At 54.5% G+C, this 18,678-nt stretch carries 16 protein-coding genes; 9 read left to right on the top strand and 7 right to left on the bottom strand.

Annotated features, from left to right (window positions below; genetic code table 11):
* Nucleotides 1-7 precede the first annotated feature (7 nt).
* Both VH86_RS23520 and VH86_RS23515 read left to right on the top strand, forming a co-directional pair.
* Nucleotides 8-1,450, top strand: coding sequence for a M81 family metallopeptidase (locus VH86_RS23520; RefSeq protein WP_045834291.1), 1,443 nt, complete (start codon nucleotides 8-10; stop codon nucleotides 1,448-1,450).
* The gene (locus tag VH86_RS23515) at nucleotides 1,447-3,237 is read left to right on the top strand and encodes an ABC transporter ATP-binding protein (protein ID WP_045834290.1); all 1,791 of its coding nucleotides are present in this window, start codon (nucleotides 1,447-1,449) and stop codon (nucleotides 3,235-3,237) included. Before VH86_RS23520 ends, VH86_RS23515 begins: the two co-directional genes overlap by 4 nt.
* 46 nt (nucleotides 3,238-3,283) lie before the next feature.
* Here the strand turns inward: VH86_RS23515 and VH86_RS23510 are convergent, their stop codons facing one another.
* The 3 genes from VH86_RS23510 to VH86_RS23500 all read right to left on the bottom strand — a co-directional run bounded on the left by VH86_RS23510 (nucleotide 3,284) and on the right by VH86_RS23500 (nucleotide 4,945).
* Nucleotides 3,284-3,859 (bottom strand): PIN domain-containing protein, encoded by a 576-nt coding sequence (locus tag VH86_RS23510; protein ID WP_045834289.1) that lies wholly within the window; start codon nucleotides 3,857-3,859, stop codon nucleotides 3,284-3,286.
* A complete protein-coding gene (locus VH86_RS23505; RefSeq protein WP_045834288.1) occupies nucleotides 3,859-4,320 on the bottom strand; it encodes a helix-turn-helix domain-containing protein in 462 nt (153 codons plus the stop codon). The genes VH86_RS23510 and VH86_RS23505 overlap by 1 nt, the downstream gene beginning before the upstream one ends.
* Nucleotides 4,321-4,486: 166 nt before the next feature.
* Nucleotides 4,487-4,945 (bottom strand): acyltransferase, encoded by a 459-nt coding sequence (locus tag VH86_RS23500; RefSeq protein ID WP_045834287.1) that lies wholly within the window; start codon nucleotides 4,943-4,945, stop codon nucleotides 4,487-4,489.
* Nucleotides 4,946-5,133: 188 nt separating this feature from the next.
* Here VH86_RS23500 and VH86_RS23495 point away from each other — a divergent pair, with 188 nt between their 5' ends.
* Nucleotides 5,134-5,835 carry a GNAT family N-acetyltransferase gene (locus tag VH86_RS23495; RefSeq protein WP_045834286.1) on the top strand — a complete coding sequence of 234 codons (702 nt, stop codon included), beginning with the start codon at nucleotides 5,134-5,136 and terminating at the stop codon, nucleotides 5,833-5,835.
* Between the two features lie 127 nt (nucleotides 5,836-5,962).
* Here the strand turns inward: VH86_RS23495 and VH86_RS23490 are convergent, their stop codons facing one another.
* Entirely contained in the window at nucleotides 5,963-7,132 is a 1,170-nt protein-coding gene (locus VH86_RS23490; RefSeq protein ID WP_045834285.1) for an ROK family transcriptional regulator, read from the bottom strand.
* A gap of 261 nt (nucleotides 7,133-7,393) precedes the next feature.
* Between VH86_RS23490 and VH86_RS23485 the strand changes: the two genes are divergently transcribed.
* Genes VH86_RS23485 through VH86_RS23465 form a run of 5 tightly spaced genes read left to right on the top strand, consistent with a single transcriptional unit; the run spans nucleotide 7,394 to nucleotide 12,424 of the window.
* Nucleotides 7,394-8,641 (top strand): extracellular solute-binding protein, encoded by a 1,248-nt coding sequence (locus tag VH86_RS23485; RefSeq protein ID WP_045834284.1) that lies wholly within the window; start codon nucleotides 7,394-7,396, stop codon nucleotides 8,639-8,641.
* Nucleotides 8,642-8,650: 9 nt separating this feature from the next.
* Nucleotides 8,651-9,559, top strand: a complete 909-nt coding sequence (locus tag VH86_RS23480) for a carbohydrate ABC transporter permease (RefSeq protein ID WP_045816160.1) — start codon at nucleotides 8,651-8,653, stop codon at nucleotides 9,557-9,559.
* The gene (locus tag VH86_RS23475; protein ID WP_045834283.1) at nucleotides 9,549-10,388 is read left to right on the top strand and encodes a carbohydrate ABC transporter permease; all 840 of its coding nucleotides are present in this window, start codon (nucleotides 9,549-9,551) and stop codon (nucleotides 10,386-10,388) included. The genes VH86_RS23480 and VH86_RS23475 overlap by 11 nt, the downstream gene beginning before the upstream one ends.
* 8 nt (nucleotides 10,389-10,396) lie before the next feature.
* Nucleotides 10,397-11,338 carry a carbohydrate kinase family protein gene (locus VH86_RS23470; protein WP_045834299.1) on the top strand — a complete coding sequence of 314 codons (942 nt, stop codon included), beginning with the start codon at nucleotides 10,397-10,399 and terminating at the stop codon, nucleotides 11,336-11,338.
* A gap of 3 nt (nucleotides 11,339-11,341) precedes the next feature.
* Entirely contained in the window at nucleotides 11,342-12,424 is a 1,083-nt protein-coding gene (locus tag VH86_RS23465; protein WP_045834282.1) for an ABC transporter ATP-binding protein, read from the top strand.
* 189 nt (nucleotides 12,425-12,613) lie between these two features.
* Here VH86_RS23465 and bamA read toward each other — a convergent pair whose 3' ends face one another.
* Both bamA and VH86_RS23455 read right to left on the bottom strand, forming a co-directional pair.
* Complete coding sequence (bamA, locus tag VH86_RS23460; RefSeq protein WP_045834281.1) at nucleotides 12,614-15,052, bottom strand: outer membrane protein assembly factor BamA; 2,439 nt, start codon at nucleotides 15,050-15,052, stop codon at nucleotides 12,614-12,616.
* A 205-nt stretch (nucleotides 15,053-15,257) separates the two neighbouring features.
* The gene (locus VH86_RS23455) at nucleotides 15,258-16,667 is read right to left on the bottom strand and encodes an MFS transporter (protein ID WP_045834280.1); all 1,410 of its coding nucleotides are present in this window, start codon (nucleotides 16,665-16,667) and stop codon (nucleotides 15,258-15,260) included.
* 116 nt (nucleotides 16,668-16,783) lie between these two features.
* Here VH86_RS23455 and VH86_RS23450 point away from each other — a divergent pair, with 116 nt between their 5' ends.
* Nucleotides 16,784-17,638, top strand: a complete 855-nt coding sequence (locus VH86_RS23450; protein WP_045834279.1) for a helix-turn-helix transcriptional regulator — start codon at nucleotides 16,784-16,786, stop codon at nucleotides 17,636-17,638.
* A gap of 107 nt (nucleotides 17,639-17,745) precedes the next feature.
* Here the strand turns inward: VH86_RS23450 and VH86_RS23445 are convergent, their stop codons facing one another.
* The gene (locus tag VH86_RS23445) at nucleotides 17,746-18,648 is read right to left on the bottom strand and encodes a LysR family transcriptional regulator (RefSeq protein WP_045834278.1); all 903 of its coding nucleotides are present in this window, start codon (nucleotides 18,646-18,648) and stop codon (nucleotides 17,746-17,748) included.
* Nucleotides 18,649-18,678 lie beyond the last annotated feature (30 nt).

Below are 18,678 nucleotides of genomic sequence, written 5' to 3'. Positions count from 1 at the left end.
AGGCTGTATGCGCATTGCTTTTGGTGGCATTCATACGGAGTGCAGTACATATAACCCGGTGCTGAACTATGCCGACGACTTCCGCATCGTGCGCGGTAACGATCTGCTGACCAATCCCTACTTTGCTTTTCTGCAGGATTACGATGCAGAGTTTTTGCCGACCTTCCACGCGCGCGCCATCGCCGGTGGTCCGGTGGCGCGCGTGACTTATGATGACTTCAAGCAGGATTTTCTCACCCGTCTGCAAGCCCAGCTGCCGGTGGATGGCGTGTATCTCGCGATGCACGGCGCAGTGTATGTCGAAGGCATGGAGGATGCCGAGGGTGACTGGATCACTGCCACGCGCGATCTGGTTGGCCCGGACTGCCCGATTACCGTGAGTTACGATCTGCACGGCAACGTCACACAGCGCATCATTGATGCCATCGACATGTTTTCGACTTACCGAACGGCACCACACATTGATGTGGAAGAGACCATGCGGCGCTCGGTATCGATGCTGGTGAAAAGCCTGCAAACCGGCGTGAAACCGGGTGTGGTGTGGGCACCGATTCCGGTGGTATTACCGGGCGAGCGGACCAGCACCGAAGATGAACCGGCAAAAAGTTTGTATGCGCGTCTGCCGGGCATTAATGACATCGACCACATCTGGGATGCGTCACTGATGGTCGGCTATGTCTGGGCCGATGAACCGCGCGCAACGGCGGCGGCGATCATGACCGGTACCGATGCTGACGTGCTGTCCGAACAGGCAGCAAAACTGGCGCTGGCCTACTGGCAGGCGCGTGATGAGTTTGTCTTTGGCTGCGTGACAGGCAGCACCGAACAGTGCGTGAAAATGGCGATAGCCAGTGAAACCGCGCCGGTGATCCTCGCCGACTCGGGCGATAACCCCACCGGCGGCGGCGTGGGCGATCGCGCCAATCTGCTGGCAGAGTTGATTCGCCAGGGCGCGCAGGATGTGATCGTCGCCGGGATAACGGATAAACCAGCCACCGATGCCGCCTTCATCGCAGGCGTTGGGGCGAAACTCACACTCACGATCGGTGCCACGCTCGATCCCGCGGGTGGCAAAGTCACCGCAGAATTTGAAGTGCTGCTGGTGAGTGATGATGCGCGTTCGTTAGCGAAACAGGCGCTGCTTAAAACTGGCGAAATCACCGTGGTGGTCGCCGACCGTCGTCGCCCTTATCACAACATCGCTGATTTTGAATTGCTGGGGCTTCATCCTGCGCAGGCAAAAATTGTGGTGGTGAAGTCGGGTTATCTGTCACCGGAGCTGGCACCGCTTGCCAACCCTAACCTGATGGCGCTATCCGAAGGCGTGGTCGATCAGTATGTCGAACGTCTGGCGCGCAAACGCAAACTGCAGCCCGCCTATCCTTTCGACACGGACTTTGAATTTCTGCCGGTCAGCACCCGTTCGGCTCGCTTTGTGGCGGCCAAATGAGTCGCGAGCCGGTTCTGCAGGTGGAAAACCTCACCGTTGCGTTTCGTCACGACGAACAGTGGCGTGAGGTGGTGAAGAACGTTTCGATGACCATCAATGCCGGTGAAACGCTGGCGATTGTGGGTGAATCGGGCTCGGGCAAAAGCGTCACCTCAATGGCGATCATGCGTTTGCTGAATATGCGCCATGCACGTGTGACAGGCAAAGTGCTGCTCAACGGTGTGAACCTGTTGAATCTGAGCGAAAAAGCGATGCGCGATATTCGTGGCAACGCCGTTGCCATGATATTTCAGGAGCCGATGACCAGTCTGAACCCTTCGTTTACCATTGGTCACCAAATCGCTGAAGTGCTCATCAATCACCGCCATATCAGCAAACGTGCGGCGCGCGAAGAGACTGTGAAGCTGCTGGAGAAAGTGCGTATTCCCAACGCGGCAAAACGTTTTGATGATTATCCGCATCATTTTTCGGGCGGCATGCGCCAGCGTGTGATGATCGCCATGGCGCTGGCGTTGCGGCCAAAACTGCTGATTGCCGATGAGCCGACGACGGCGTTGGATGTCACCATTCAGGGGCAAATCCTCGACCTGATTAAGACATTGCAGGAAGAAGAAGGCACCGCTGTATTGTTCATCACCCACGATATGGGCGTAGTGGCAGAGGTCTCGGATCGCACGTTAGTGATGTATCAGGGCGATGTGATGGAAACCGGCACCACGGCAGATATTTTCTCGGCACCTGCCGCGGATTATACCCGCACATTAATTGCTACCGTGCCGCAGCTCGGCGCGATGCGAGGGCTCGCCGGGCCACTGAAGTTTGCGCTGAAAGGCGATGAGGTGGCATTACCACCGGAGCGCCCTGGCGCCACACAGCCGCTGCTGTCAGTGAAAAATCTCAGCACCCGGTTCAGCATCCACGAAGGTTTGTTAAGCCGCAAAACCGGCGCGGTACATGCGGTGGAAAATATCTCATTCGATCTGATGCCCGGCGAAACCTTGTCGCTGGTCGGCGAATCCGGCTGTGGCAAATCCACGACCGGTCGATCACTCACCCGGCTGGTCAAAGCCGATGCCGGCGAGGTCGCCTTTGATGGTTATGACGTGCTGAATCTCTCCACCAGCGAACTGCGTCAATTACGTCGGGCGATGCAGATGATATTTCAGGACCCGTTCGCCAGCCTTAATCCAAGGATGTCGATTCTCGAAGCCTTGACTGAGCCTTATTTGCAACATCGGCTTGGCAGTAAACAGGCTGCACAGGAGAAGGCGGCGGGCTTGATGGAACGTGTGGGCCTGTCAGCCGCCATGATGAAACGCTATCCACATGAGTTTTCCGGCGGCCAGCGTCAGCGTATCTGCATCGCGCGTGCGTTGATGCTCGATCCCAAAATGATCATCGCCGATGAGTCCGTCTCTGCGCTGGATGTCACCGTGAAGGCTCAGATTATTAATCTGCTGTTGGATCTGCAAACCAGCCTCGGGCTGTCGTATCTGTTTATTTCGCATGATATGGCGGTGGTAGAACGCATTAGCCATCGCGTGGCGGTAATGCTACTGGGTGAGATTGTTGAAATCGGTCCGCGCGCGGCTATCTTTGAGAATCCGCAACATGACTATACGCGCAAGCTATTGTCATCCGTCCCGGTTCCCGATCCGGCGCGACGCCACCTTAAGCGACATATGGAAGTCAGCGAACTCAAAAGCCCGGTGCGCGCACTGGGATTTGTACCGGAAACACGGCGCTATCGCGAGGTGAGCGCCGGGCATTGGGTGATGGAGAGTTAAAGATATCGCAGCGTATTAATGAGTGAAACTGCCTACATAACGTGAGCTAAATCATGAAGCGATAAGCTTCTAAAGCCCTTACCGTCATTGGCAATCCAAGCTTTAACAATGAATTAAGATATTCCTCTGCACCGATTGCTGGATTTTTAAGGCTTATACGCTGCTCTCGCACCGCCTTCAAAACCAGCGCTCGATTCAGATCGATCAAATCTAAAATAAATTCATCTGGATGCATCGCCTCAATCTCCAGCGCATCCAAATCCTCGCCCGGGAAATCTTTTAAATTGAACGTGACGATGACTTCTGCATTACATTTTATTGCCGCAGCGACCACATGCCTGTCATCTTCATCAGGCAGTGATAACCCAGAAATCAGCGGTTCAAAACCCGTCACAAGAGCATCAGGAAGCGCTTTGTCCATTAGCAATTCTATACGTTTTACCCTGTCCGGTGTGACTTCTGGCATATTTTTAACTAAGTTTCGTTGCCATTCATCATGGATAGTCGCAGTCCACTTAGGCATGTACAAACCACTTAATCCAAGACGCATAAGCAGATCTCGCAGCATGTTTGGATAAATAACGCAGGCATCAAGTACAACCGGATAAGGCGAGTGAATCATTAGTAAAGACCGAGTCCTTGGCTTAAATCAGCCAGCTCCTGCATAGCATTATTACTTTCACTTTCGCGCTGAGCTTTATAGCGCATCAGATCGGCAAAAAGCACACGGCGATGGCGGCCAGTTTTATGATATGGCAGCTTCCCTTCTTCCAATAGTTTCACCATGTGAGGCCGTGAGACATTGAGGATATTGGCTGCTTCCTGTGTGGTTAATTCAGCATGAACCGGAACGACCTGCACCGCATTTCCTACAGCCAGCTCCCCCAGCACCTTCATGAGCAACATTAAAGCTGAGGTTGGCAACTCGATTTGGTGAGTTTCGTCGTTCGCATCCTGAATGGATATGACTTGTGTCTCCATCTTTGTGGAGAGAAAAGTCGCCAGTTCTCTTTGTCCACGTAGAGCGGCCTCAATTTCCTTCTGAGCCGGAAGGCTGACCTTGTCCAGAATTGAGTTTATCATGAGTATTTCCAGTTTCTTAGTTCGTGAATTACAGCGCTTTAATACTAATCGAAACAAACGAAACAAACAACATACGAAATAAACGAAACGCATGGAGTGTTAAAATCCAGCCTATTCGATTAAGCTGGCCTCAGGACTCCTATTTCCTCCCTGCCTGTTCCAGGTGCTATAGCAACCGCAACAAACGCGCCGGGTTGCCTGCGTATACGCCCTTCTGCGTGATGTCTTTCGTCACCACGCTGCCCGCGCCGATCACCACACCATCACAGATGTTGACCGCCAAAATGCTCGCGCCACTGCCGATTGAAACGTTATTACCGAGCATGATGCGCGCCCAGCTTTCTCGGTCGGCATTGGGTTCGCCATCACGGAACATATCGTTGGCGAACATCACGCCATGACCAATAAAACAGTTTTCACCTACGGTGACGTATTCACAGATAAAAGTGTGTGATTGCACCTTTGTGCCACGTCCAATTACCGTATGTGCCTGAATTTCGACAAACGGGCCGATGAAGACATCGTCTTGTAAGGTGCAGCCATAAACATTCGCAGGCTGGTAAATTGTGACGTTACTGCCGATTTCAACGTTTTTGACTGCGACTTCGCGAAGGTTTGGCTGCATGCTGTCTCCATCATGATGTATTGGATCATTAAATTAGCGTTTAGCGACACGATTTATCATGAGGTCAACGATAATTCGCAATGAAATGAGTGGGTTAATTATATGAAAATTTTGATTTCGTGATATTGATCCATCTAAGGTTTTGTCATTAAACCGTTTTTAAAATTCAACTCAACCAGGGACAGACGATGACGCAACTGAATCAATATGGTCAGCCAGTGGGTTTTGCTCTGCCAGATTGGCAGCCGCTAGCCTCGCCACCTGCTGTTCCGCTTAATGGCCGCTTCTGCACGCTTGAACCGCTAAATATTGCTCACAGCGCCGCCTTGTTCGATGCCTTCTCAAACGCACCGGACGATCGGGACTGGACCTGGCTGGGCGCAACAAAACCCGCTTCGCTAACCGAGATGGAGAAGTGGGTCAGCGGAAAGTGCCAGGATGGCGCGCTGGTAAGTTATGCTGTGCTCGACCATCGCACTCAGCAAGCCGTGGGTGCCGTTTGTTTTGCCAATATTGAGGAGCAGAACGGTGCGATTGAGATTGGCCATGTCACCTGGTCACCACTGATGCAGCGCAACGTGCTGGGCAGTGAAGCGATCTACTTGTTACTGCAACAGGCATTTGAGCTGGGTTATCGCCGGGTTGCCTGGCGTTGTGACTCGACTAACCTTGCCTCACGTCGGGCAGCGGAACGTCTGGGCTTCACCTATGAAGGGCGTTTCCGCCAGGCAATGACGCGCAAACAGCGCAATCGCGATACCGACTGGCTGTCGATCATTGATGCCGAATGGCCGCAGGTGAAGCATGCGATATCGGCCTGGCTGGCAGCGGATAATATGGATGAGCACGGGCGGGAGCAGCAAAAGCTGAGCGCATTTTTCGCCGGTTAAATCCAGACAAATCACCGGCCGCAGCCCAGACGTCAGGAACGGTACTCTGGCAGATGGCAAGTCAGGATTTCCGTTGTTTCAACGTCATTCAAGGGCAGGAATGGGCCTTGACCGCGCATTCTTGCCCTCATTTCATCAACACCTGAAACTGCGGATTAAACTCATCAAAAATCGGCAACGCCGCCGCCCCCAACGCAGCGGTATCACTGCCGGTTAAGCCGGTTTTCAGGCGTGAGCCGGTGAGATAGCGCCCGCGCACCGACTGATAGAGCGGTGGTAAGCGCTGAATGATCTTATCCAGTAGTGCCGCAGGCATCATGCCGCCGATGATCACGCTCTCCGCATCGAAAATGCACTCCAGCATATTGATGCCCTGGCGCAGCGGTGTTAGCACCGTATCAATCCATCGGTCAAACACGGCGGGATCGACGTCCAGCAGATCGTCCGGCAACGCGGTCATCGGGTCCAGCCCACAGAATTCATAGGCAGCCTGCAGTGATACATAGCGTTCGAGGCAACCGTGATTGCCGCAATAGCATTCACGTCCCCCCGGTTCCACCACCACATGCCCGATTTCACCAGCATTGTGCGCATGACCGCTGTACACATGGCCATCCATGATGATGCCAGCGCCTAATCCCGTACCAATGTAGAGATAAATAAACGAGTTGAGATGGCGCGCAACGCCGTGGAAACGCTCCCCAATCGCCGCCACCGTGGCATCGTTCTCCAGCGTAACCGGCACGCCGCTCATTTCGGCCAGTCTTGCTTCGATATCGACCAACTCCCAGCCGTGCAAGGTAGTGGGACCCACCGAGGAAATCCCCTCAACGCCAAACGGCCCCGGCATCACTACGCCGATCCCCAGGACTTTCTGCCAGCGGGCACCGAGCTGCGTTTTAATCTCTGCCAGTACCTCTGCAATGCGCGCTAAGGTGGCATCAGGTTGCGGTTTTTGCACCAGGATAAGGCGACGGAAGTGAATCTCACCGGTGAGATCCACCAGCACAATCAGCAGTGTTTGGTGATCGAGATGAATACCAATGGAGAACGCACTGGCCGGATTCAGGATCACCGGAATCGCCGGTTGTCCGCGCCCCTGCTTGCGTGGTTGACGGCTGGTGAGCAGTTCGGCGGCCTCCAATTCAGCCACGATATTAGATACGGTTTGCGGGGTTAACGCAGTGAGTCGCGCCAGCTCGGCCCGCGTCAATTCTCCGTGCAGGCGGATCGCTTCAATGATCACACGACGGTTGTGCGCGCGCGCATGCTCCAGATTGGTTCCTGATGTTTTCATCCCGCTTCCCTCTTCTCACGCCCGCGACTGCCAGCGCATCAATATCTATGATCGACGACACAATTTACAACCTGTTTACCTGACAGCAGCAAAAATCTGTGCAGAGTAGTGTCCAGCGGCAAACACGTTTTATGCCCTGGCACGTCACTTGCTTAAGCTATCTGATGTCAGCAGCAGCAATCTGACAACCTGTGCGCGTTATTAAATCAATCAAATTGATTTAATTAAACACCCTCTTCTTGCATCAAGGCGGAAAATGTTATGAAAATCCGGTTTTCGACCACATTGAAAGGCTGTGCCATCGCGGTGATGTTAGCCAGCGCCGGTAGCGCGGCAGCCGCAACCACCCTCAATGCGCTGTTTATGACTCAGGCGGCTTATAGCGAGAATGATATTCGCGCCATGACGCAGGAGTTCCAGAAAGCGCACCCGGATGTGCAGGTCAATCTGGAGTTTGTACCGTACGAAGCGCTGCATGACAAAATTGTCGCGGCGCGTGGCGCAGGCGGTAATGGTTATGACGTAGTGCTGTTTGACGCCATCTGGCCAGCAGAATTCACAAAGTTTGATCTGCTGCAGGACGTCAGCAGCCGCATCGCTGCCGATGAAAAAGAGAAGATCTTCCCCGGCGCAATGAACACCGTGGTCTATAACGGCAAAACCCTCGGCATGCCGTGGATTCTGGATACCAAGTACCTTTATTACAACAAAGCGATGCTGGAGAAAGCCGGGATCACCACCCCGCCGCAAACCTGGCAGCAGGTGATTGATGACTCGCGCATCATCAAACAGAAGAACATCGTCAAATATCCACTGGTGTGGAGCTGGTCACAGGCGGAAGCGCTGGTGTGTGATTACACCACGCTGGTATCTGGCTTTGGCGGCAAGTTTTATAACAACGGCAAGCTCGATTTCTCCAGCCCGGCATCCTTGCAGGCGGTCAAGCTGATGAAAAGTTCGCTGGATGAAGGGCTGAGCAACCCCGCTTCACGCGAGTATCTCGAAGAAGACGTGCGTAAAGCCTTCTCCAACGGCGATGCCGCCTTCGCGCTGAACTGGACCTACATGTACAACATGGCTAACGATCCGAAGCAGAGCAAAGTGGCCGGCCAGGTCGGGATCGTTCCGGCACCGGGGGATGCGCCAGGTAAATTTGGTGCGGTGAACGGTTCGATGGGGCTCGGCATTGCCAAAGGCAGCACCCACGGTGACCAGGCGTGGCAATACATCAGCTACATGACTTCGCAACCGGTGCAAAACAAATACGCCACCCTGAGCCTGCCCATCTGGAAAAGCTCATATCAGGATCCTGCGGTGCTGAAGAATCAGGAAAGCCTGATCGCGGCGGCGGACAAATCATTGAACGTGATGCTCTCGCGCCCGGAAACCGCTGATTATTCGCGTCTCTCTAACACCTTGCAGCAGCAATTGCAGCAAGTGCTGGTGGGCAGCGCCACGCCAGACGCGGCCATGCAGGCAGTGGATAGAAGTGCGGCGCGTTTACGTTAAGGGGTCAGCATGCTGAGTTTGCGTCAACGCGAACAACGGCAGGCATGGGTGCTGTTAGCACCCATGTTGCTGGTGATGCTGTTGCTCACCGCCTGGCCGCTGCTGCGCACCATCTGGCTGAGTTTCACCGATGCTGCCCTCATTGGCAGCGGCGAAGCACCAGCCTGGGTAGGTGTGGAGAACTATTTGTTCGCCATCACCGATCCCGATTTTCAAACTTCGCTGTGGCGCACGCTCTACTTCACCGTGGTATCGGTGGCGTTTGAGGGCATCATCGGTGTGTTAGTGGCGCTGCTGCTCAATCAGAAATTTGCCGGGCGCAATATCCTGCGCGTGCTGGTGATTCTGCCGTGGGCGCTCCCGACGATCGTCAATGCCATGATGTGGCGCCTCAACTTTAACCCCGATTACGGCAGCATTAACGCCCTGCTGACTCAATTGGGCATTATCGATGGCTATCGTAGCTGGCTGGGATCGCCGGATTCAGCATTAAATGCGGTGATGTTTGCCGATATCTGGAAAAACTATCCGCTGGTGACGTTGCTGGTACTGGCTGCGCTGCAATCGATTCCCGACGATCTGTTTGAAGCCGCACGTCTGGATGGCGCATCCGCCTGGCGACGCTTCCGTGCCATTACCTTCCCGGCCATTGTCGGTCCGCTCAGCGTCGCGCTGGTGCTGCGCACCATCGATGCTTTCAAGATTTTCGACATCATCTATGTGATGACGCGCGGTGGTCCGGTCGATAGCACTAAAACCCTGAGTTTCTACGTTTATCAGGAGTCGTTCAGCTATCTGCGCGCGGGCAGCGGTGCGGCGTACGCGATGCTGATGACCTTGCTGTGCGCCGTGCTGATCACTCTGTACATGTTGTTATTGTGGCGTCAGCGCCGCAAAGGGAGCGCGTATGAAGGCTAGATTACGCAACACGGCCAAATATGCCGCCGCGCTGCTGGTGGCGATTTCCGTACTCGCGCCGATGGGCTGGCTGTTTCTGATGAGCGTCAGTGCCACCAGCGATCTCACGCGGGTTCCGCTGGAATGGTTGCCGCGCCAGTGGGACTTCAGTCGCTACGGCCGATTGATCTCACTGGAACCCGGTCAACCCGGCACGTTGTTCCTGCATGCGTTGGGTAACAGCCTGTTTGTGGCAACCGGGGCGACGATTATCTGTCTGCTGCTGGCCATTCCGGCGGCGTTCAGTTTCTCCCGTTACCGTGGTCGCGATGGCTGGCTGTTTGCCTCGCTCGCCATTTACATGGTACCGCCGGTGGCGTTTGTGCTGCCACTCTACTTCCTGCTGCAACAGTTTGATCTGCTTAATACACGCCCCGGTTTGATCATCGTTTATTGCTCGCTAATCCTGCCGTTCCTGACGTGGATGCTGAAAAACCAGTTCGATGCCTTACCGCAGGATATTGAGCAAGCGGCGCGGCTGGATGGCTTGCGCGTCTGGAAGGTACTGCTGCGCATCACCCTGCCACTGGCGAAACCGGTATTGGGTGCAGCGGCGCTGTTTGGCTGGTTGCTGGCGTGGGATGAATTTTTCTATGCGCTGTTGTTCACCAGCAACATCGCGGCACAAACCTTGCCAGTGACGATTGCAGGCTTTACCGCCGGGCGCGCCACCGATGATGGTTTGATCGCGGCGGTCGGGATTCTGGCCTCGGTACCGCCACTGTTGATTGCTATCTGGCTACAGAAAACGCTGGTGAGCGGCCTGGCCAGTGGTGGGAGCAAAGGATGAAGATGAAAATGGACTCTACCGCCACGCTGTATGTGGTCGGCAATATTAACGTTGATTTGATCATGGGCACCCTCGACCACTGGCCGCAACGTGGCACCGAAGTGATGATGAATCACAGCGAGCTGCGTCCAGGCGGATCGGCGGGCAACTGCGCGTTAGCCCTGGAAGCGATGCAGGTAAGGCATCGGGCGGTGGCGAATCAGGGCGATGATGGATTAAGCGCCTGGCTGGGCAGTTACTTCCCACACAGCGTCGCGCACTGGACACGCTACCACTGTGAAACGTCGCTCACCGTGGGTGTGACGCATTCCGATCACGAGCGTTCCTTCCTCAGTAATCTCGGCCATATCGTGCGCCTCACTGCCGAAGATGTGCTGAATCAACTGCCGCTGCGCGCCAGTGAAGGCGATATCGTGCTGCTGTGTGGCACCTTCTTATGCCTGCATCTGTACAACGAATACCCGCTGTTGCTGAGTGAGTTGCAGCAGCGCGGTTATATCACCGCTGTCGATACCGGCTGGCCACCGCAGGGTTGGACCGAGGAGGTTCGTCAACATACTGCGCAGTGGTTGCCGCTGTGTGACTGGTTGCTGCTCAATGAAGTCGAGACGCTGGGCTTGATGAACGCGGAGGATCTCAACCTGGCCGCAACCCAACTCGCTCAACAACTCAGCGGGCGTGGCGCTTGCGTAGTGAAATGCGGAGCGCAGGGGGCGGGTTGCTGGCAATCGCAGCAGCACATCATCCAGCCCGCCAGGCCCGTCACTGTGGTGGATACCATTGGCGCAGGTGACAGTTTTAACGCCGGTTTTCTCACCGCATTGCTGCATCAGCAGAATATCACCACCGCGCTGCAATGGGGCATCGCGGTGGCTTCACTGGCAATCAGTACCCAGCCGCGTCGCTATCCCGACTGGCATCAACTGCAACTTTCCGCACAGGAGCGCTAAATCATGGCCAGTGTTGAACTCGTAAAAGTGGCTAAGCGCTACGGCAAACAATCGGTTCTGCATCCGCTCGATCTCACCATTCCCGACGGCAGTTTTACCGTGCTGGTCGGCCCGTCCGGCTGCGGAAAATCCACGCTGCTCCGTCTGCTAGCCGGGCTGGAGAGCCTGTCAGACGGCGCGATCATGATGGATAAAGTCCAAATCAACGATCGCGACCCGGCCGATCGTGATATCGCCATGGTATTTCAAAGTTATGCGCTTTATCCGCATCTGACGGTGGCAGAGAACCTCGCATTTCATATGCAGGTGAAGAAAGTAAAGCGCGAAGAGCAACAGAGTAAGATCGAACGCATCGCCGGGATTCTCGGCATTGATAAGTTGCTGGGGCGCTATCCGCGTGCGTTGTCCGGCGGGCAGCGCCAGCGCGTGGCGATGGGCCGCGCGATGGTGCGCAATCCGCAAGTGTTCTTGTTTGATGAGCCGTTGTCCAACCTCGATGCACAGCTGAGGATGGAGTTACGGGCAGAGATCAAATCACTGCACCAGCGCTTCAAAACCACCATGGTGTATGTCACGCACGATCAGGTTGAAGCCATGACGCTGGCCGACCAAATTGTGGTGATGAAAGAGGGTCGCATTGTGCAGCAAGGTGCCCCGCTGGCGATTTATGATCGGCCAGCGGACACGTTCGTGGCGCGTTTTATCGGATCTCCGCCGATGAACCTGTTACCTGCACAGTTGATCACGCGCGATGGCATTCCGGGTGTGCAGTGCCAGGATTTATGGCAACCGCTACCCTTGCGCTGGCAAGCGGCGGCACGTGAATGCGATGGCGCGCAGGTGACGCTGGGTGTGCGTCCTCACGATCTCGTCGAGGCTGACACGCGCGCGCTCGCCACGGTAAAAGTGGTCGAAATCACGGGTGAATCCACGTTATTGCATCTCGATTGGCACGGCCATGCGATGCACATGCAGATCGCCGGGCGCCATGCTGCAGTGAGTGGTGATCAGATCCGCATTGGATTCAACGCCGAGAAGATTCATCTGTTTGACGCGGAAAGCGGATTACGCCTGAGCGAAGGGTAAATAATTTAAAAAAGCCACCCAAATGGGTGGCGAAATATATTGATAGAAAATGCATAACAACGATGGTGGCAGGCACTCATTCCATAAGCACCGTACCCTGACTATTTTACGCAAGTGGCTATTTTATTCTGTTCTCTCTGTTTAAAGATAACGTAAATCTTACTTCTTTCTTTAACAGAGAAATAACCACTACCAGGTTTTCCCGATATTAAACTGGAACTGCTCAGACTTATCGCCTTCATATTTCTTGATCGGCAAGGCATAAGAGAACACCAGTGGACCCAGTGGTGATTGCCATTGCAGTGCCAGACCGCTAGAGACACGAATTTCACTGGGATCACCATAATCCGGAATGCCCGCCGCACGCGTTGCAGCGGTATTTTCCCATTTGGTATCCCAAACGGTACCGGTATCGACAAAGAACGAGGTGCGCAGTGAATCCGCATAACGATCGCTCACAAATGGAGTCGGGACGATTAACTCCGCGCTCGCCACAGCCATCGCATTACCGCCCACCGCATCATCCGATTTATTCACCGAACAGTTGCCATAGCTGCTTTCGCTGCCGGTGCAGCTGTAATAAGCCGCTTTTGGTCCGATGGTATTGGATGAGAATCCGCGCACGGAGCTGGAGCCGCCGGCGTAGAAGTTGTCGTAGAACGGCACTTCTTTGCCACCGAACCCATCCGCATAGCCCGCTTTGGTGCGGCCCATCAGCACCCAGCGATGGTCACTGCTCAGCGGTAAGTATGCGTTGGCACTCAGCGTACTTTTGTAATAGCTGTTGGTTGATCCCGGGATCGTCACTTTGGTGTTGAAGCCCGCTGAAACCCCGGAGGTCGGGAAGAAGCCGCGATCTAACGAATTGTAATTCCAGCCAATGTTCCAGAAGAAGTCATTGGCGACAAACTTCTCATCGCTGGTGGCGTAATCATCGTCATCATCTTCATTGGTGGTGATGACTTTCGGATGGATGCCCTGCGATCCCAGATAGCGCCACATGGAGACCTGCGGTGCCATATTACTGACGCGGTTGTAGGTGTAATCCAGCCCTGAGCTCAGATTACTGTTTTCGCTGATCGGGAAGCTTAATGTACTGCTGGCACCAAAACTCTTCAGCGTGTATTCAGACAGGTCATTATCTTCGGCGCTGTAATCGTTGTAGAACAGTTTACCGCCAAGACTCACGCCATCCACGGTGAAGTACGGATTGGTGGCGGCAATCTCAACATAGGTTTGATAACTGTTTTTCGTGCCGCTAAAACTCACGGTATTACCGGTACCCATCCAGTTATCCTGGCTGACGCCAAGCTGGTAACTGATGCCGCTGTCGGTGCCGTACCCAAGACCGACGTTGAAAGTGCCGGTGTTACGCTCTTTCACCTTGTACACCACATCCACCTGATCAGGGCTGCCGGGCACACGCTGGGTATCAACATCGACGCTTTCGAAATAGCCGGTACGATTGAGACGGGCCTTACCTAGATCAACAGCATCGCTGGCTAACCACGATCCTTCCATCTGGCGCATTTCGCGACGTAACACCGAATCCTTCGAGGTGTCATTGCCGCTGAACTTCACCTGACGCACGTAGAAACGATGTCCCGCTTCAACATTCACATGCAGTTTAACGGTTTTGTCTGCATCGTTAATTTCAGGCTGAGAACTGACTTGCGGGAAAGCATAGCCGTAGCGACCGAGCAGCGCTTTGATCGCGCCTTCGTTCTCGGTAATTTTGGCACCGCTGTATAAAGCCCCTGACGGTATATGGGCCAGTTTCTCAATTTCTGCGGAGTGTCCCGCCATATCGCCGTTCAGGATAACTTCGGAAATATGGTAAACATCTCCTTCATGAATATTGACTGTCAGATAAATACTTTTCTTATCGGGCGTTAAACTCACTTGCGTTGAATCAATATTAAAACGTGCAAAACCGCGATCGAGATAATAGCTACGCAGTGTTTCTAAATCGCCGGACAGTTTTTGTTTCTGGTATTTCTGATCGGCAATAAAATTCCACCACGGCACATCATCACGCAATTGGAAGTGCGAGATGAGTTCATCAGACGAGAAGGCATGATTGCCGACAATATTGATCTGTTGAATCTTCGCAGATACACCTTCGGTAAACACGAACTTCAGATCGACACGATTGCGTGGCAACGGCGTGACCACAGCTTTGACGCTGGCAGTGTATTTACCCGCGCTGTAGTAGAAATCTTCCAGCCCTTTTTCAATATCCGATAATGTGGTGCGATCCAGCGCTTCGCCGACCCGCACGCCGGTGGCGTCGAGATTTTGCTTCAGCTGATCTTCTTTGATTGCCTTGTTGCCGGAGAAGGAAATGCTGGCAATGGCCGGGCGTTCTTTCACACGAATAAGCAGCGCATCGCCATCGCGCAGCACTTGCACATCTTCAAAGTTGCCCGTGGCAAATAGCGCACGAATGGTGTTACGAATATCGTCATCCGTGACGCGATCGCCCACGCGCACGGGCATACTCAGCATTGCCGCACCCGGTGCGACGCGCTGCAAGCCGTCAAAATGAATATCCCTGAGGGTGAAATCGTCTGCACCAAAGGCTGTGGTGGTTACCATGAAAAGTAACCCGGTTAACATCTTTTTCATCTGCTATGAGCCTGCCGTTTTTCCATTCAACGCATTTCTGCCGCACCACAAAAAAACGGGCTGAACACGCGGTTCAGCCCGTTAGTTGCGGCGATATGTTCCGGAAAAAAGACCACTGCGCCAAAGGTAAATTCAGCGCAATTGAGGGATTTTCGCTTACCTTACAGTAAGCTGAAAAGCCGCTGCAGAAATGACAGCATAAGGATTACCCTTCTGCCGTCACCGGCTGGAAAGTACGACGGTTCAGACTGGTCAAAATCACCAGTGTCACCATCATCAGTAACTCCACGCCAAGGGTGCCGGAGATGGCCGCCAAATGATTGCCATGCACGTTTATCTGTGTGAACACGCCTCCGAGCAACATCGGGCCCAGGCCAAGTGCCGATTGTTGTACGGTGGATAACACCGCGCTGCCCGCGCCCGCCTGATGATGCGGTACACCGCTCATGCCGATACGGTAGAAGGTACTAACGATAAACGACTGACCAAAGCCAATCAGTATGGTGGCCGGCATCAGGGTAAAGACACCAACCTCTGGCCAGGCAAGCTGGAAAGTGGCGATGAGGGCGATCAAACCGATCATCTGGATGCCACAACCGGTCAAGAGCGTGGTGCGCTTACCAAAACGTTCCACCATGCGTGTCGAACGCATCGCGCCAATGAAGTAGGCGGCACCCAGTGCGATAAACGCATTACCGGACTGAAATGCGGTTAAACCGATACCCGACTGCAACGTCAGCGCTACCGCAAACATAAAGCCGCTCCAACAGGAGAAGAACAACACCGCCAGGGTTAAACCAAAGCGAACGCTTGGCAGACGCAGCAGCGAGGGGGGCAGCAACGGCGAACCACCTTCTGCTTCCAGACGGAGTGAACTCTGACGCAGACGGTGCAACAACACCGGGAACAGCACCAGCAGCAGAATGCAGGGCCACGACCAGTGCAGCAGCGGACCCAGCGCGAGCGCCAGCATCAGGCAACCAATCGCGCCCGCTAACAGCAAGGTACCGCTGACATCGACCGGCACGCGCTGGTTATTGTGGGTTTCAGGCACAAAACGACGCGCAGTGATCAGCACAAACAGGCAAATCGGCAGGTTGATCAGGAACACGCTGCGCCAGCCGTAACCACCGATATCCGCTTTAATCAGGAATCCGCCCAACACCTGACCAATAATAAAGGCCAGCCCGCCAATGCCGCCGTACAGACCGATGGCGCGAGCATGCTCCCTGCCCTTCATGGTGACATGCATAGTGGCGAGGATTTGCGGCACGATGAAAGCGGCGCCTACACCCTGCAATGCGCGGGCAAACATCAACAGACCGACGCTGTTAGCGATGCCGCATAATAAAGATGCAATACCAAAGATCCATACTCCTGCAAGGAACACGCGGCGACGTCCATAGTTATCCCCCAGGCGTCCGCCCATCGCCAGACAGATGGCGAATGCAATGCCGTACACGGCGACGATCAGCGCCAGCTCAATCGATGTGGCGCGCAACGTATGCGCCATGGCATCTAACGCCACGTTGACAATGGAAAAATCGATCATGGGCAGCAGTTGCCCAGCCAGCAGGACCACCAGTCCCGCGCGTTGAAGTTGCGATCTGTGCATCGTTTTGAACCTTGTTTTTAAGTGCAGTACGGCATAGCATCACCTAACCGTTAAACGGGTACCAGTTCTTATTTATCATGGTATAAATACTACCCGTCTCGTCCGGAGATCTGCTTATGAGTACGGCCACTGCGCTTGTCGCTGCGGAACACAATAATCGAAAACTGCTGGGCACTTTTTTACGTACCCGCCGTGAAAGTCTCGATCCTAATCGCCTCGGTTTGCCACCTATGCGTCAGCGTCGCACTCCAGGTTTAAGACGCGAGGAAGTGGCGCAGTTAGCGGATGTGGGCGTGACCTGGTACACCTGGCTGGAACAGGGACGCGATATCAAAGCCTCGCCAAAAACCCTGACGGCGATTGCCACAGCGCTGCAGTGCAACGATGTGGAAACTCAGCATCTGTTCTCCCTTGCCGGGCACTCATTGCCTTCGGTGCGGGTGGCGGCCGCCTGCTGCAAAATCGCGGCGCATAATCAGCAGATGCTGGATGCGATTCAGTTACCGGCGATTATCGAAACACCCCGCTTCGACATTCTTGGCTACAACGCCGCCTGGTGCGCATTGATGGGCGTGGATCTTGCGGAAATCGCCGTGGAGGATCGCAACTGCATCTGGCTGGCGTTTAATCACCCCGGGTGGCGCAAGGCGATTAATGATTGGGAAGATGTCATGCCGCAGATGGTAGCCATGTTTCGTGGGCAGATGGGCGAGCATCTCGGAGACCCGCATTGGGAGAGCTTCCTGGCTCGCTTGCTGAATAGCTCGGATGAATTTGCCCAAACCTGGCAACGCTATGAACTGGGCAAGGTGGAAAATCGGCTGAAGCGTTTTTACCGCGATGAAGTCGGTGAAATGACGCTGCGCCAGAATAACTGGTGGTCTGCTTCACGCAACGGCGACCGCCTGCTGGTGTATGTGCCGGATGATGAGCAGAGTGCGGCATCGCTGCAAAAATTGGTGAAGCTATAAAATCGGCCACCAGCGCAACAATGCTGCACTTCCATTGAGGCAGCCAGCGCTAACAGAAGGAGCGGCCTGCAGACCCGCCACCTCCGAATGACACCTGGGTTTCGACGCTACCAGCGCTTTTCGGCAAACCATCTGACCAGCCATTCAGTTAAAGCGCTGATTTTTGCCGACTGAAGTTGGCTGGACGGTTTCATCAACCAGACGCCATCCTCACCGATAGCCTGCCAGTCGGATAAAACGGCAACCAGCGAGCCCTCAGCCAGCTCCTTTTGCACCAGCCAGTTGGCCGCCAGTAATACGCCCATGCCTGCCTGGGCTGCCAGCACCAGTGCATCCATCTCGTCGCTCTCAAAACGCGTTTGCACTGGCACCGCGATCTGATGACCGTCTTTCTCCAGACGCCATTCCGGCCAGCTGTGCATTGGGGTAAAACCCAGACAGTCGTGCTGGCGGAGATCCTGAGGCTGGTTTAACGCGGAATGACGACCCAGATAATCGGGTGACACGCAGAGCAACCGACGGGTATCTGCCAGCTTGCGTGCTATCAGTCGGCTATCCGTAAGCACACCAATACGAATCGCCATATCAAAATTATCCCCCAATAAATCGACATAACGATCGCTGCAATTCAGCACAATGCGAACATCAGGATAAGCCTGCAAAAAGCCGGGTAACGCCTGTGCCACCCAACTACGACCGAATGATGCTGGCACGGTTAAACGGATGGTTCCCGCCGGGCGAGCGGCCAATGCTCGTGCCTCCTCCTCCGCCTCACGCAGCAACTCATCGGCCAGTTCGATTTTCTGGCGGTAGCGCTGCCCCTCCTCCGTAGGACGAATGCGTCGCGTGGTGCGCTCGATCAGGCGAATTCCCAGCCGATTTTCCAACGCAGCAATGCGGCGTGAGACCACAGAAACATCGCGTCCCAGTTCACGCGCGCCCGCACTGAAGCTGCCTGCACGTACCACGGCTAAAAACGCTTCGCGCTGGCGAAAATCGTCATCCTGCATTATTGCTCCCTGTGCAACAGTCATTTGGTT

This window comes from Pantoea sp. BL1 (assembly GCF_000963985.1).
Classification (GTDB): domain Bacteria; phylum Pseudomonadota; class Gammaproteobacteria; order Enterobacterales; family Enterobacteriaceae; genus Pantoea; species Pantoea rwandensis_B.
This window is presented reverse-complemented; position numbering and strand designations above follow the sequence as displayed.

Excerpts from the sequence above, each read along its gene's own strand:
- VH86_RS23475 (WP_045834283.1), top strand. The coding sequence starts at position 9,549 with ATGAAGGCTAGATTACGCAACACGGCCAAATATGCCGCCGCGCTGCTG.
- VH86_RS23490 (WP_045834285.1), bottom strand. The coding sequence starts at position 7,132 with ATGAAAACATCAGGAACCAATCTGGAGCATGCGCGCGCGCACAACCGT.
- VH86_RS23510 (WP_045834289.1), bottom strand. The coding sequence starts at position 3,859 with ATGATTCACTCGCCTTATCCGGTTGTACTTGATGCCTGCGTTATTTAT.
- VH86_RS23520 (WP_045834291.1), top strand. The coding sequence starts at position 8 with ATGCGCATTGCTTTTGGTGGCATTCATACGGAGTGCAGTACATATAAC.
- VH86_RS23505 (WP_045834288.1), bottom strand. The coding sequence starts at position 4,320 with ATGATAAACTCAATTCTGGACAAGGTCAGCCTTCCGGCTCAGAAGGAA.
- VH86_RS23480 (WP_045816160.1), top strand. The coding sequence starts at position 8,651 with ATGCTGAGTTTGCGTCAACGCGAACAACGGCAGGCATGGGTGCTGTTA.
- VH86_RS23495 (WP_045834286.1), top strand. The coding sequence starts at position 5,134 with ATGACGCAACTGAATCAATATGGTCAGCCAGTGGGTTTTGCTCTGCCA.
- VH86_RS23485 (WP_045834284.1), top strand. The coding sequence starts at position 7,394 with ATGAAAATCCGGTTTTCGACCACATTGAAAGGCTGTGCCATCGCGGTG.
- VH86_RS23470 (WP_045834299.1), top strand. The coding sequence starts at position 10,397 with ATGGACTCTACCGCCACGCTGTATGTGGTCGGCAATATTAACGTTGAT.
- VH86_RS23455 (WP_045834280.1), bottom strand. The coding sequence starts at position 16,667 with ATGCACAGATCGCAACTTCAACGCGCGGGACTGGTGGTCCTGCTGGCT.
- bamA (WP_045834281.1), bottom strand. The coding sequence starts at position 15,052 with ATGAAAAAGATGTTAACCGGGTTACTTTTCATGGTAACCACCACAGCC.
- VH86_RS23500 (WP_045834287.1), bottom strand. The coding sequence starts at position 4,945 with ATGCAGCCAAACCTTCGCGAAGTCGCAGTCAAAAACGTTGAAATCGGC.
- VH86_RS23445 (WP_045834278.1), bottom strand. The coding sequence starts at position 18,648 with ATGCAGGATGACGATTTTCGCCAGCGCGAAGCGTTTTTAGCCGTGGTA.
- VH86_RS23515 (WP_045834290.1), top strand. The coding sequence starts at position 1,447 with ATGAGTCGCGAGCCGGTTCTGCAGGTGGAAAACCTCACCGTTGCGTTT.
- VH86_RS23450 (WP_045834279.1), top strand. The coding sequence starts at position 16,784 with ATGAGTACGGCCACTGCGCTTGTCGCTGCGGAACACAATAATCGAAAA.
- VH86_RS23465 (WP_045834282.1), top strand. The coding sequence starts at position 11,342 with ATGGCCAGTGTTGAACTCGTAAAAGTGGCTAAGCGCTACGGCAAACAA.